Raw genomic sequence first — 13,291 nt, 5'->3', positions numbered from 1 at the left:
CGCTTTCAGTTTATGCTTCTGCTGCTTTGTTCTGTACCGGTGCGGTTTGCAGGGCGCGTGCTTTTTCGGCTTCGTCTTCAACCGGAATATCCTCGAACCCTAACAGCAGGGTCAGGACAAACGACAGCACGACCGCCAGCCCCATCACGCCAAACACCCAGACGATGGTCATCGGGTTGGCCGGATCGAAGAACTGCACGCTGGTGAACAGCCCCGGCGCCGCCATCGAGTGGCTGGCAAGGCCAGCCATGCCCGCGACCGCGCCGCAGATAAAGCCGCTGATCAGGCTCGCAATCAGCGGGCGCTTCAGACGTACCGCCACGCCGTACAGGGCCGGTTCAGATATCCCCGCCATGATGGCGGAGGCCGCCGCCGCCAGCGCCGTCTGGCGCAGCTCCGGGTTTTTCGTTTTCCACGCCACCGCCAGCGACGAGCCGCCGAGCGACAGGTTAGCGCCGATTTCCGACGGCATCACCATCCCTTCTTTGCCCGTTTCGGCAATGGTCTGGATGATGGTTGGCGTAAAGACGCGGTGCATCCCGGTCATCACCAGCAGCGGCCACAGCGCGCCCATAATGGCAACGGACAGCCAGCCCAGATAGCCGTGGATGGTGTAGACCAGCGCGGAAATGGCGCTTCCGATCCAGATCCCCAGCGGGCCAATCAGCACGATGGCGAGCGGGGCGGCAATCAGCACGATCAGCATCGGCTTCAGGAAGTTTTTCGTCACCGCCGGGGTAATTCTGTCCACCCAGCGTTCGATATACGACAGGCACCAGGTCATGACCAGGGCCGGGATCACCGTGTAGGTGTATTTCACCGCCGTCACCGGGATCAGGGCGAACTCAACGTGCTCGCCCTGCGCGGCTTTCGCCATCAGCTCGATAAAGCTCGGGTGAACCAGCACGCCCGCAATGGCAATCGCCAGCGACATGTTGGTTTTGAACTTCACCGCTGCGGAAGCCGCCACCATCAGCGGCAGGAAGAAGAAGGCTCCGTCGCCGATGACCGTCAGAATGGTGAGCGTCGGCGCGCCTTTTTCCAGCACGCCGGTCATTTCGAGGATCATCGCCAGCAGCTTGACCATCGAGCCACCGATGATCGCCGGGATCAGCGGCGACATGGTGCCGATCAGCGCGTCGAGGATCCCCGCGCCAATCCGGCGCAGCGTGAGTTTCTGTGGACCTTCCGGTACGGCAGGTTGCAGGTTGGCTGGCAGCAGGTTCACCACTTCACGGTACGCCTGGGACACGGTATTGCCAATAATCACCTGGCACTGGTTGTCGTTGCGCACCACGCCGAGCACGCCGCTGATGCTTTTCAGGCGCGCGGCGTCGGTAAGGCTTTCGTCTTTCAGAACGAAGCGCAGGCGCGTCATGCAGTGGGTGACGGCGACGATGTTGTCTTTGCCGCCTAGCGCGCTGACAACGTCGTTTGCCAGCGCGGCGTAGTTTTTGGCCATCGGAAATGTTCCTGTTATCGTTGTGAGAAATGTAGGAAACCGGTTTCACATAATCATCATGAGTTTCTTTTGAACGCACAAGATCGCTTTTTATGCATTTTTTCGTTTCGTGATGACGATCACTCGTGACCGTAAAAAGCGTGACAACGCTGCTGCGACAATTTTTCTGCGGTGAAGTACACTGCGGCTCATCGGTTTTGAAGGGAATAACACTATGACCACGATGCTGGAAGTGGCGAAGCGGGCGGGCGTGTCGAAAGCGACGGTCTCCCGGGTGCTGTCGGGAAACGGCTACGTTAGCCAGGAGACCAAAGATCGGGTATTTCAGGCCATCGAAGAGAGCGGGTATCGCCCCAATTTGCTGGCGCGTAACCTGGCGACCAAACGCACCCAGACCCTGGGGCTGGTGGTGACCAACACTCTGTATCACGGCGTCTACTTTAGCGAGCTGCTCTTTAACGCTGCGCGGATGACGGAAGAAAAAGGGCGTCAGCTGATCCTGGCGGATGGTAAACACAGCGCCGAAGAAGAGCGCGAGGCGATCCAGTACCTGCTGGATATGCGCTGTGATGCGGTGATCATCTACCCGCGTTTTCTGAGCGTGGAAGAGCTGGACGAGATTATCGACAAATGCGAGCAGCCGATCGTGGTGCTCAACCGCCGTTTGCGGAAAAACAGCAGCCACAGCGTCTGGTCCGATCATAAAGCGTCGTGTCAGGACGCGGTTTCGCAGCTGATCGCGAAAGGCCACCGGGACATTGCGTTTATCACCGGCTCGCTGGATTCACCGACCGGCGTGGAGCGACTCTCCGGCTACCGGGACGCCCTGGCGCAGCACGGCATTGCCCTGCGCGACGCGCTGATCGCTGAAGGGAAGTGGAGCCCGGCCAGCGGCGCGGCGGCGGTCACACAGCTGCTCAGCCGTGGCGAAGCGTTTACCGCGCTGGTGGCGAGCAATGACGATATGGCGATCGGTGCCATCAAGCAGCTGCACGAGAGCGGCGTCGCCATGCCGGCCGCGGTGTCCGTCATCGGCTTTGACGACGTGGCGATTGCGCCCTACATCGTGCCGTCTCTCTCCAGCGTGCGCATTCCGGTGACGGCAATGATCCAGGAGACCATCAGCCGCCTGATTTTCATGCTCGACGGCGGTGAGTTTAAATACCAGCAAACCTTCTCCGGTGAGCTTGTCCTGCGCGACTCCGTTACTGACGGCCCGCATCGCTGACGTCGACATCTGTCATCGTCACTAATGACGATGACAGCGATCAACGTTATTTATCTTCTTTTAAATCAATAAATTAAAAACTGGCACGGTTTATGAATATCTTCGCGCATAACAGTTATGCCGGAGAAGCAGATGAACCGTTTTATTATGGCCGATGCCAGTAAATGCATTGGTTGCCGTACCTGTGAGGTCGCGTGCGTGGTGTCCCATCAGGCAGAGCAGGATTGCGCCGCTCTGACTCCCGACACTTTCCTGCCGCGCATTCACGTCATTAAAGGCGTGAATATTTCCACCGCCGCTATCTGTCGCCAGTGTGAAGATGCGCCGTGCGCCAACGTCTGTTCGAACGGCGCGATCAAGCGCGAGAAAGGTTTTGTGCACGTGATGCAGGAGCGCTGCATCGGGTGCAAAACCTGCGTGGTGGCGTGTCCGTATGGCGCGATGGAGGTGGTGGTTCGCCCGGTGGTGCGCAACAGCGGTATCGGGCTGAGCGTGCGCGCGGAGAAAGCCGAAGCCAATAAATGTGACCTCTGCTACCACCGCGACGCCGGTCCGGCGTGTATGGAAGCCTGTCCGACGCATGCGCTGGTCTGCGTCGATCGCGACAAGCTCGAACAGATGAGTGCCGAAAAACGCCGCCGCGCGGCGTTCGACACCTCGTCATCGCTGCTGTTTTAAGCTGCAATGCGCGTGAACGGCGTACAGCTTCGGGTGCGCGGCAAAGTGCAGGGCGTAGGGTTTCGGCCCTTCGTCTGGCAGCTGGCGCATCGGCTGAAGCTGACAGGCGACGTGTGCAACGACGGAGAGGGGGTCCTGGTGCGTCTCGCGGGCAGTGGGGGGGACTTTACCGCGAGACTGCGCCAGGATTGCCCACCGCTGGCGCGTATCGATCACGTTGAAACGCAGCCGTTCAACTGGACGACGCTGCCGGACGCGTTTGTCATCCGCCACAGCGAGAGCGGGGCGATGGACACGCAAATCGTCCCGGATGCCGCCACCTGCCCCGCGTGCCTGGCGGAGATGCGCGATCCCCGCGAACGTCGCTATCGCTACCCGTTTATTAACTGCACCCACTGCGGCCCGCGTTTCACCATCATCCGCGCCATGCCGTATGACCGACCGGCCACGTCGATGGCCCCATTTCCCCTCTGTCTGCCGTGCGAAACGGAATACCGCAATCCGGCCGATCGCCGTTTTCACGCCCAGCCGGTGGCCTGCCCGGACTGTGGACCGCAGCTGGAGTGGCGAGCCGGAGACACTATTGCCACCCGCGAATCGGCCTTAAACGCGGCGGTGGAGAGGCTGAAAAACGGCGGGATCGTGGCGGTTAAAGGGCTGGGGGGATTTCATCTGGTCTGCGACGCGCTTAACCCCCGGGCGGTACAGACGTTGCGGGCGCGCAAGCAGCGCCCGACGAAGCCGCTGGCGGTGATGATCCCCCGTGCGGATGATCTGCCGCAGGCCATTCAGACGCGGTTACGCTCTTCCGCTGCGCCGATTGTGCTGACGCCAAAAGCCTCTCTTCCCGCGTTTCCTGAGGAGATTGCGCCGGGGCTGAATACGGTCGGCGTGATGCTGCCCGCGAACCCGATCCAGCATTTGTTAGTGATGGCGTGCCGGCGTCCGCTGGTGATGACCTCCGGTAACCTCAGCGGTCGCCCGCCCGCCATCACCAACCCGCAGGCGCTGGAAGCGCTCCGCGACGTGGCTGACGGTTTCCTGCTACACAACCGCGACATTCTGCAACGGATGGATGATTCGGTGATGGATCAGGAGGGCGCAATGCTGCGTCGCGCGCGGGGTTTTGTACCGGATGCCATCACATTACCCGCCGGATTTCGCGATATCCCTCCCATGCTGTGCACCGGCGCGGACATGAAAAATACCTTCTGTATGGTGCGGGGCAGCCAGGCGGTGCTGAGCCAGCATTTTGGCAACCTTCGCGACGAGGGCGTTGATGCCCAGTGGCGCGCGGCGCTGGCGCTGATGCAGCAGATTTACGCTTTTCAGCCGGAACGCGTGGTGTGCGACGCCCATCCGGGATATCACGCCCAACGGTGGGCGCAGGCGCAGGGGCTGCCCGTTGCAACCGTGCTACATCATCACGCGCATGCGGCAGCGTGTCTGGCGGAGAACGGCTGGCCGCTGGACGGCGAGGATGCGATTGCCCTGACGCTGGACGGGATCGGCATGGGCGAGAATGGCGCGCTGTGGGGCGGCGAGTGCCTGCGGGTGAACTATCTCGACTGCGAACGGCTGGGCGGTCTGCCAGCCGTTGCGCTGCCCGGGGGCGATCTGGCAGCGAAACAGCCGTGGCGCAATTTGCTCGCCCACTGCCTGACGTTCGTACCCGACTGGCAGCAGTACCCGGAAACAGAGGCGGTACAGCGTCAAAACTGGCCGCTGCTGGCAACGGCGGTGTCACGCGGTATCAATGCGCCGCTGGCCTCTTCCTGTGGTCGGCTGTTCGACGCCGTGGCCTGTGCGCTGGGCATTGAAACGCAGCGCTATGAGGGCGAAGCCGCGTGCCGGCTGGAGGCGCTGGCCGAACGGTGCGCGGGAGTCGAGCATCCGGTGACGCTACAGGCGGATAACCTCACGCTGTTCTGGCAGCAGTGGCTGGCCTGGCGGGCGGAACCCGGCGAGCGCGCCTGGGCATTTCACGATGCGCTGGCGAAGGGGCTGAGTGAACTGGCGGCAACGCATGCGCGCCGACTGTCGCTCTCTACGGTGTGCTTCAGCGGAGGTGTCCTTCACAACCGCCTGCTGCGCGCGCGCCTTCGTCATTACCTTTCCGATTTCACGCTTCTGTTTCCTTCGCGCCTGCCCGCAGGTGACGGAGCGATCTCCTTCGGGCAGGCGGTGATTGCTGCCGCCCGGTCATGTTCACAAAGGATTTAAAATGTTACGACTTTTACGCAATGAACCTCGTGCAGCGTGCCTGCTGCTGGCTCTGGTGATGGCTAATCTGCTGGCCTGGGGGCTGGCGTGGCAAACCTTTAGCGGCAGTACGGCGCTGATGGCGGCCAGCCTGCTGGCCTGGTGTTACGGGCTGCGCCACGCGGTGGATGCCGACCATATCGCGGCGATTGATACCGTCACGCGTAAGATGATGCAGCAGGGCAAACGTCCGTCCGGCGTGGGCGCATGGTTTTCCCTCGGACACTCCACCATCGTGGTGCTGGCGTCCATCGCCATTGCGGCGACCGCCACGGCGTTTCAAAAAAATATGGCGTGGTTCCACGAAACCGGCAGCCTGATTGGCACCGCCGTTTCCGCCACCTTCCTGCTGGCGATGGCGCTGGTGAATATGGTGATCCTGCGCGGCGTCTGGCGCAGTTTCCAGTCGCTGAAAAACGGCAGGCCCGTGCAGGGTGACATTACGCTGCCTGCGCAGGGTGGCGTCATGAACTGGCTGTTCGGCAAAACCTTCCGCCTCGTCAATAAAAGCTGGCAGATGTATCTGGTGGGTTTCCTGTTTGGCCTCGGCTTCGACACGGCCACCGAAATTGGCGTGCTGGGGATCTCCGCCGCCAGCGCCTCCAGCGGGATGTCGGTGTGGTCGATCATGATCTTCCCGGCGCTCTTCGCCAGCGGCATGGCGCTGGTGGATACGCTCGATAACCTGCTGATGGTGGGTGCCTACGGCTGGGCGTTCAACAAGCCGCAGCGCAAGCTGTACTACAACATGACCATCACCGGCACCTCGATGGTGGTGGCGCTGTTCATCGGCGGGCTGGAAGCGCTGGGTCTGCTGATGGACAAGTTCGCCCTCAGCGGCGGCGTGTGGGATCTGATTGGCGTGGTGAACGACAACCTGGGCGACGCCGGGTTTGTGGTGGTCGGGCTGTTTGTCGCCTGCTGGCTGATCTCAATGGTGAACTACCGCTGGCGCGGCTATGACGCGCTGGTGGTGCGGTCCTGAACCACGCAGCCCTGTTTTTGCCCGGCGGCGCTGCGCTTGCGCGGGCCTACAAGGTTTGCCGTTATGGTGTTGAGTAGGCCGGGTAAGCGGAGCGCCACCCGGCATTACGAGGGTTAAGCAGGGAGCGATTTCAGCAGCGCGAAGGCCTCCTTCATTCTGTCTTCGCTGACGACAAAGGCGCGCGTCTGACCCTCAGCATCCGTGCCGCGCGCCACCATGCCCTGAGGCTCTATGGCTATCTGCCAGTTCAGATCCTGACGCTGCGTTTCACCGGCGAGATGCAGCGGTAATTCCGGCGTTTTTACTTTCACCAGCATGGCGGGTAGCTTCACCGGTGCGCTGCCGCCGAGCAGGTTTTTCGCCAGGAACATGGCGCTTAACTGAATCGGTTGCAGGAACGGCAGCACCTTTCCGTTAATTTCCGCGCAGTCGCCCAGGGCATAAATGTCCGGCTGGGTGGTTTGCAGGTAGCTGTCTACCTTCACGCCGCGGTTTATTTCGGCGCCTGCGCGGTGCGCCAGCGCGGTTTCCGGGCGCAAACCCGTCGCCGCGATAACCACATCCACTTCCACGCTGCGGTGGCGATCGAGCGTTGCAAGAACGCCGGTTTCGGTTTTGCTCAGGCTCTGCAACTGCGATTTCAGCAGCAGATGCACGCCCATGTCGGTCAGACGATGCTGTAAGCGACTGCTTACTTCTGCCGGCATCAGCGCCGACAGAATGCTGGCCGCGTGGTCAACCAGGGTGACGGATTTACCCGCCCGACAGAAGTCCATCGCCAGCTCGGTGCCAATCAGCCCGCCGCCGACAATCATCACCCTGGCGGCATCGCGTAGCCGGGTTTCGCTGGCCTGATACTCCTGCTGGCTGTTGAGGGTGACCATCAGCTCGCGGCCCTCAACCGGCGGCACAAACGCAGAGGCGCCCGTCGCCAGCACCAGCTTGTCGTATTGCCAGGTATGATCTTTCGCTTTCACCACATGGGCGTCGGCGTCAATATCTGTAACCCAGGTGTACGGAAACAGACGCAGGTTAAACTGCTCTGCGAACTCCCCCGCCGTCTGGCGGGTGAGATCGTCGGCGCGCTGATTCTGGCTGATGACGTGGCTTAAATCAGGCTTGTTGTACTCGTCCATGCTGTCGGCGGCGATCACCGTCAACGGCACGTTTGCATCCTGTTTGCGGATATTTTTCACCAGCTGGCGGGCGGCAAAGCCCGAGCCGATAATGACGATGCCGTGGCTCATTTTGCCTCCGTTGCCAGTTCATCAAAGACGTCTTTCCCGAGGGAACATTCAGGGCAGAGGAAGTTGTCCGGCACCTCGCTCCATGGCGTACCCGGCGCGACATCCTGCAACGGCTCGCCCAGTTCAGGATCGTAAATCCACTGGCAGACGCTGCACTGCATGCAAGGGCCGAGGTCGGCAGCGGCAGGGGCGGCTTCTGCTACGGCTTCCGGCGCATCCGCCGCGGCGGGGGCGGTTTCCGGCAGCGGCGCAAGCGCCCACTGGCGGGCAATGTCGCGGCCGTGCTGGCGACAGACTTCCAGCGCGTCGAGGTCCGGACGCCATTTCGCTTTCAGGCTCATGGACATCTCAAAGCCGGCATCCTGTAAACGCGTGGAGAGACGGTCTACCGCGCCGCCGCTCCAGCCGTGAGAGCCAAAGGCGCTGGCGCGCTTGTTACGAAAGCGCAGGCCGGTCATCTCTTCCACCAGTCCGGCAATCTTCGGCATCATCACGTTGTTCATGGTGGAGGTACCCACCAGCACGCCCTTGGAGCGGAAGACGTTGGTCAGGATTTCGTTTTTATCGCTACGCGCCACGTTGAAGATTTTCACCGCCACGTTCGGGTCAACTTCGTTGATACCCTGGGCTATCGCGTCCGCCATCATGCGGGTGTTGTTGGACATGGTGTCGTAGAAGATGGTGATGCGGTCTTCCTGGTAATCCGCCGCCCATTTCAGGTACAGCTCGACGATCTGGGTGGGGTTTTCACGCCATACCACGCCGTGGGAGGTCGCAATCATATCCACCGGCAGGTTGAAGCCGAGGATCTCGGTGATTTTTGGCGTGACCAGACGGCTGAACGGGGTCAGGATATTGGCGTAGTAGCGCTGGCACTGTTCGAACAGCTCGGTCTGATCCACTTCATCATTGAACAGACGTTCGTCGCAGTAATGCTGGCCGAAGGCGTCGTTACTGAACAGCACCGCGTCACCGGTCATGTAGGTCATCATGCTGTCCGGCCAGTGCAGCATCGGAGTTTCCACGAAGATCAGCTGCTTGCCGTTGCCGATATCCAGCGAATCGCCGGTTTTTACGGTGTGGAAGTTCCACTCCGGATGGTGGTGGTGACCGTTGATGGAGTCAATGGCGTTGGTGGTGCAGTAGATCGGAGTATCCGGAATATAAGACATCAGCTCGGTCAGGGCCCCGGCGTGATCCTCTTCCGCATGGTTGATGATGATGTAGTCGATGTCGTTCAGGTCGATTTCACCGCGCAGGTTCTGCACGAACTCACGGCTGAATTTGTGATCGACGGTATCGATCAGGACGTTTTTACCTTCACGGATGAGATAGCTGTTGTAGCTGCTGCCGCGCAGCGTTTTGTATTCCGTGCCGTGAAAATCACGTACTTCCCAGTCACGTTGACCCACCCAATGAATGTTATTTTTAACCAGAATAGACATAGCAACCTCAACTTAATACAGCGTTTTCAAATAAGATGGTTTGCTTATATCAAGTTGCGTGCCAACTTTTTATATTATTGAATTTTAAAAGTTTATTATTTTATGGCCCATAATGGATAGTCATTATGACTATCTTAAAAATTGTCAATATGACATTATGTATTGTCAAAATGACAGTGAGGCTGACATGAGCTTTTCCGTAGACGTCCTGGCGAAAATCGCCATAGAACTGCAAACCGGTATTGGTCATCAGGACCGCTTTCAACGGCTGATCTCCACGTTGCGCCACGTGCTGGATTGCGATGCGTCGGCGCTGCTGCGTTACGAAGGGCGGCAGTTTATTCCGCTGGCTATCGACGGCCTGGCGAAGGACGTACTCGGGCGGCGCTTTACGCTGGAGGGGCACCCGCGTCTGGAAACCATCGCCCGCGCGGGCGATGTGGTGCGTTTCCCGGCAGACAGCGATCTGCCCGATCCGTACGACGGCCTGATTCCGGGGCAGGAGAGCCTGAAGGTGCACGCCTGTATTGGCCTGCCGCTGTTCGCCGGGCAGAATCTGATTGGCGCATTAACCCTCGACGGCATGTCGCCGGATCAGTTCGACACCTTCAGCGACGAAGAGCTACGGCTGATTGCCGCGCTGGCCGCCGGGGCGCTGAACAATGCCCTGCTGATAGAACAGCTGGAGAGCCAGAATATTCTTCCCGGTAGCCCGACGGCGTTTGAGCAGGTGGCGCACACCGAGATGATCGGCCTTTCACCGGGCATGGAGCAGCTCAAAAAAGAGATTGAGATTGTCGCCGCGTCTGATTTGAACGTGCTGATCTTCGGGGAAACCGGCACCGGTAAAGAGCTGGTGGCGAAAGCGATCCACGAAGCTTCGCCGCGCGCGGTGAACCCGCTGGTGTACCTCAACTGCGCGGCGCTGCCGGAGAGCGTCGCGGAAAGCGAGCTGTTTGGTCACGTCAAAGGGGCGTTTACCGGGGCGATCAGCAACCGCAGCGGCAAGTTCGAAATGGCCGATAACGGCACGCTGTTCCTCGATGAAATTGGCGAGCTCTCCCTTTCGCTCCAGGCCAAGCTGCTGCGCGTGTTGCAGTATGGCGATATTCAACGCGTGGGTGACGATCGCAGCTTACGCGTGGATGTGCGCGTGCTGGCGGCGACGAACCGCGATCTGCGCGAAGAGGTGCTGGCGGGTAATTTCCGCGCCGATCTGTTCCACCGCCTGAGCGTATTCCCGCTCACGGTGCCGCCGCTGCGCGAGCGGGGCGATGACGTGGTACTGCTGGCGGGCTTTTTCTGTGAACAGTGTCGGCTCAAAATGGGGCTCTCCCGCGTGGTGCTAAGCCCCGGTGCGAGGACACACCTTCTGAGCTACGGCTGGCCGGGAAACGTGCGTGAGCTGGAACATGCGATCCACCGTGCGGTGGTGCTGGCGCGGGCAACGCGTTCGGGGGATGAAGTGGTTATTCATGCGCGCCATTTTGCGCTGCATGAGGAAACGACGCCGTCCGTTAAGCCAGTTTTACCGGAGAGCGTGAACGAAAACCTGCGCGAGGCGACGGACGCGTTCCAGCGCCAGATGATTACCCGCGCGCTGGAGCAGAATAACCGCAGCTGGGCGGCGTGCGCGCGGGCGCTGGAGATGGACGTCGCCAACCTCCACAGGCTGGCGAAACGTCTGGGGCTTAAGGGTTAAAGTATTCCCGCCTGGTAGAAGTCTTGCAGGTTGATTGCGCCGCACAGCCTGCCGTGCTCGTCCACCACCGGTGCGGCGGTGATTTTACGCTTCATCAGCACCTCTTTGGCTTCAATGGCGCGGCTCTCGGCATTCAGCGTCAGCCCGCCCCGTGTCATTGCTTCGGATACCCGCGCCTCCAGTTTGCCGCCGCCCACCAGCCAGCGGCGCAGGTCGCCGTCGGTGAAGACGCCCTTCACCTGGCGGTCGTTGTCGCACACTGCAACCAGCCCCAGCCCGGTGCGGCTCAGCTCCAGCATGGCGTCCATCACGCTGGTGTCGAGCTTGACCTGCGGAATGGCATCGTCCGTGCGCATCAGGTGGTGTACCTTGTTGAGCAGACGTGCGCCGAGCGCGCCCGCAGGGTGAGAGCGGGCAAAATCTTCTTCACTAAAGCCGCGCGCCTGCATCACCGCCATGGCCAGCGCGTCGCCCATCATCAGCGTGTTGACGGTGCTGGAGGTGGGGGCCAGGTGCATCGGGCAGGCTTCGCGCTCAACGGAAATATCCAGCGTTGCTTTCGCGGCCAACGCCAGCGGCGAGCGGGGTTTTCCGGTCATCGCTAACAGGGCTACCGATTTTTCTTGCAGGCGAGGGATGATGAGATCCAGCTCTTTGGCTGAACCGGAGTAGGAGATAAACAGCATCACGTCGCGGCTTTCGATCATCCCCAAATCGCCGTGCAGCGCTTCGGCAGGGTGAACGAAAAACGCCGGAGTGCCGGTGCTGGCAAGCGTCGCGGCAATCTTCTTGCCGATATGGCCGGATTTACCGATACCCGCCACGATCACTTTGCCTTCGCAGTGGATAATAGCGTTGGCTGCACGAACAAAATCCTCACCCAGACGCTCCGGCAGGCGGCTGGCTTCCTGGAGTTCCAGCAGCAGGGTCTGACGGCCTGCGTTTAACAGAAAATCACTCATTTTTCTCTCCGGTTACGATCGTTCTCATCCTCCCTCTGACAGACGGGGCGCTTATCATAATGCATTCTCCCTGCGCAGACCGTGGTCAATGATAAAGATTTTGCTTACGGTCATATAACCGCTTCCTTGAGGAGTCGGGGATGCTTTACCATACTGGGTTCTTACCGAACTCGTTAAATGGATGCCACATGTTCAAGCGTCGTTATGCAGCGCTGTTACCTGCGCTTATTCTTCTGTCCGCCTGTAGTAGCAAACCCAAAACTGAAGCCGTTCAGCCAACGGCTGGCGCGCCTTCCGGCGGGTTCCTGCTGGAACCACAGCATAATATGATGCAGATGGGCGGCGACTTCGCGAATAACCTTGCGGCCGAACAGTTCATCGATAAAATGGTGAGCAAGCACGGTTTTGACCGCCAGCAGCTGCATGCCATTTTGTCTCAGGCGAAGCGTCTGGACTACGTGCTGCGCCTGATGGACAGGCAGGCACCGTCGGCCCAGGTGCCGACCGGGCCAAACGGCGCGTGGCTGCGCTACCGCAAACAGTTTATTACCCCGGACAACGTGCAGAACGGCGTGGCGTTCTGGAATCAGTATGAAGACGCCCTGAACCGCGCCTGTCAGGTCTACGGCGTGCCGCCGGAAATTATCGTCGGGATTATTGGTGTGGAGACCCGCTGGGGCCGCATTATGGGCAAAACCCGCATCCTCGACGCGCTGGCGACGCTCTCCTTCAACTACCCGCGCCGCGCAGAGTATTTCTCTTCCGAGCTGGAAACTTTCCTGCTGATGGCGCGAGACGAACAGGACGATCCGTTGGATCTGAAAGGGTCGTTTGCCGGAGCCATGGGCTACGGCCAGTTTATGCCGTCTTCCTATAAGCAGTACGCGGTAGATTTCAACGGGGACGGTCATATCAACCTGTGGGATCCCGAAGACGCCATCGGCAGCGTGGCCAACTACTTTAAAGCGCACGGCTGGACGCCGGGCGGCCAGGTGGCGGTGCAGGCGAACGGCGAGGCGTTCGGCCTGGAAAACGGATTTAAGACCAAATACAGCGTTGCACAGCTGGCAGCGGCAGGCTTAACGCCGTCGCAGCCGCTGGGTAACGTTGACCAGGTGAGTCTGCTGCGCCTGGATGTCGGAACGGGTTATCAGTACTGGTTCGGGCTGCCGAACTTCTACACCATTACCCGCTACAACCACAGCACGCATTATGCGATGGCGGTGTGGCAGCTGGGCCTGGCGGTGTCTCAGGCGCGCGTGCCGGCGGCGTCACCGTTCAGTCAGTAATTGCCTTCTCCGCAGCCGGTGCGCCCGCACC

General features: G+C 60.3%; 10 protein-coding genes. 6 read left to right on the top strand and 4 right to left on the bottom strand.

Annotation, left to right across the window (positions count from 1 at the left end; translation table 11 throughout):
• Nucleotides 1-10 precede the first annotated feature (10 nt).
• Nucleotides 11-1,462, bottom strand: a complete 1,452-nt coding sequence (gene ascF / locus A3466_RS18725; RefSeq protein ID WP_063451854.1) for a PTS cellobiose/arbutin/salicin transporter subunit IIBC — start codon at nucleotides 1,460-1,462, stop codon at nucleotides 11-13.
• Nucleotides 1,463-1,676: 214 nt separating this feature from the next.
• On the opposite strand from ascF, the gene A3466_RS18720 reads away from it, so the two are divergent.
• From A3466_RS18720 to A3466_RS18705, 4 genes are all read left to right on the top strand, one after another.
• Nucleotides 1,677-2,690 (top strand): LacI family DNA-binding transcriptional regulator, encoded by a 1,014-nt coding sequence (locus A3466_RS18720; RefSeq protein WP_063451853.1) that lies wholly within the window; start codon nucleotides 1,677-1,679, stop codon nucleotides 2,688-2,690.
• A 132-nt stretch (nucleotides 2,691-2,822) separates the two neighbouring features.
• Nucleotides 2,823-3,368, top strand: coding sequence for an electron transport protein HydN (hydN, locus tag A3466_RS18715; protein WP_063451852.1), 546 nt, complete (start codon nucleotides 2,823-2,825; stop codon nucleotides 3,366-3,368).
• Between the two features lie 6 nt (nucleotides 3,369-3,374).
• The gene (gene hypF / locus A3466_RS18710; protein WP_063451851.1) at nucleotides 3,375-5,591 is read left to right on the top strand and encodes a carbamoyltransferase HypF; all 2,217 of its coding nucleotides are present in this window, start codon (nucleotides 3,375-3,377) and stop codon (nucleotides 5,589-5,591) included.
• A gap of 1 nt (nucleotide 5,592) precedes the next feature.
• Entirely contained in the window at nucleotides 5,593-6,615 is a 1,023-nt protein-coding gene (locus tag A3466_RS18705; RefSeq protein ID WP_063451850.1) for a HoxN/HupN/NixA family nickel/cobalt transporter, read from the top strand.
• A gap of 113 nt (nucleotides 6,616-6,728) precedes the next feature.
• Here the strand turns inward: A3466_RS18705 and norW are convergent, their stop codons facing one another.
• Together norW and norV are read right to left on the bottom strand one after the other, a co-directional pair.
• Complete coding sequence (gene norW, locus A3466_RS18700) at nucleotides 6,729-7,862, bottom strand: NADH:flavorubredoxin reductase NorW (RefSeq protein WP_063451849.1); 1,134 nt, start codon at nucleotides 7,860-7,862, stop codon at nucleotides 6,729-6,731.
• Complete coding sequence (gene norV, locus A3466_RS18695; RefSeq protein WP_063451848.1) at nucleotides 7,859-9,307, bottom strand: anaerobic nitric oxide reductase flavorubredoxin; 1,449 nt, start codon at nucleotides 9,305-9,307, stop codon at nucleotides 7,859-7,861. The genes norW and norV overlap by 4 nt, the downstream gene beginning before the upstream one ends.
• A 187-nt stretch (nucleotides 9,308-9,494) precedes the next feature.
• On the opposite strand from norV, the gene norR reads away from it, so the two are divergent.
• Complete coding sequence (gene norR, locus A3466_RS18690) at nucleotides 9,495-11,009, top strand: nitric oxide reductase transcriptional regulator NorR (RefSeq protein WP_063451847.1); 1,515 nt, start codon at nucleotides 9,495-9,497, stop codon at nucleotides 11,007-11,009.
• On the opposite strand, the gene gutQ is transcribed toward norR, so the two are convergent.
• Nucleotides 11,006-11,971 (bottom strand): arabinose-5-phosphate isomerase GutQ, encoded by a 966-nt coding sequence (gutQ, locus tag A3466_RS18685; protein ID WP_063451846.1) that lies wholly within the window; start codon nucleotides 11,969-11,971, stop codon nucleotides 11,006-11,008. The two genes, norR and gutQ, sit on opposite strands and share 4 nt — an antisense overlap.
• 188 nt (nucleotides 11,972-12,159) lie before the next feature.
• Between gutQ and mltB the strand changes: the two genes are divergently transcribed.
• The gene (mltB, locus tag A3466_RS18680; RefSeq protein ID WP_209445942.1) at nucleotides 12,160-13,260 is read left to right on the top strand and encodes a lytic murein transglycosylase B; all 1,101 of its coding nucleotides are present in this window, start codon (nucleotides 12,160-12,162) and stop codon (nucleotides 13,258-13,260) included.
• Nucleotides 13,261-13,291 lie beyond the last annotated feature (31 nt).

It is taken from the genome of Enterobacter genomosp. S, assembly GCF_001631805.1.
In the GTDB taxonomy this organism is placed as follows: domain Bacteria; phylum Pseudomonadota; class Gammaproteobacteria; order Enterobacterales; family Enterobacteriaceae; genus Enterobacter; species Enterobacter quasihormaechei.
This window is presented reverse-complemented; position numbering and strand designations above follow the sequence as displayed.

Coding starts and splice junctions, on each gene's coding strand:
- ascF (WP_063451854.1), bottom strand. CDS start 1,462: ATGGCCAAAAACTACGCCGCGCTGGCAAACGACGTTGTCAGCGCGCTA.
- A3466_RS18720 (WP_063451853.1), top strand. CDS start 1,677: ATGACCACGATGCTGGAAGTGGCGAAGCGGGCGGGCGTGTCGAAAGCG.
- hydN (WP_063451852.1), top strand. CDS start 2,823: ATGAACCGTTTTATTATGGCCGATGCCAGTAAATGCATTGGTTGCCGT.
- hypF (WP_063451851.1), top strand. CDS start 3,375: ATGCGCGTGAACGGCGTACAGCTTCGGGTGCGCGGCAAAGTGCAGGGC.
- A3466_RS18705 (WP_063451850.1), top strand. CDS start 5,593: ATGTTACGACTTTTACGCAATGAACCTCGTGCAGCGTGCCTGCTGCTG.
- norW (WP_063451849.1), bottom strand. CDS start 7,862: ATGAGCCACGGCATCGTCATTATCGGCTCGGGCTTTGCCGCCCGCCAG.
- norV (WP_063451848.1), bottom strand. CDS start 9,307: ATGTCTATTCTGGTTAAAAATAACATTCATTGGGTGGGTCAACGTGAC.
- norR (WP_063451847.1), top strand. CDS start 9,495: ATGAGCTTTTCCGTAGACGTCCTGGCGAAAATCGCCATAGAACTGCAA.
- gutQ (WP_063451846.1), bottom strand. CDS start 11,971: ATGAGTGATTTTCTGTTAAACGCAGGCCGTCAGACCCTGCTGCTGGAA.
- mltB (WP_209445942.1), top strand. CDS start 12,160: ATGTTCAAGCGTCGTTATGCAGCGCTGTTACCTGCGCTTATTCTTCTG.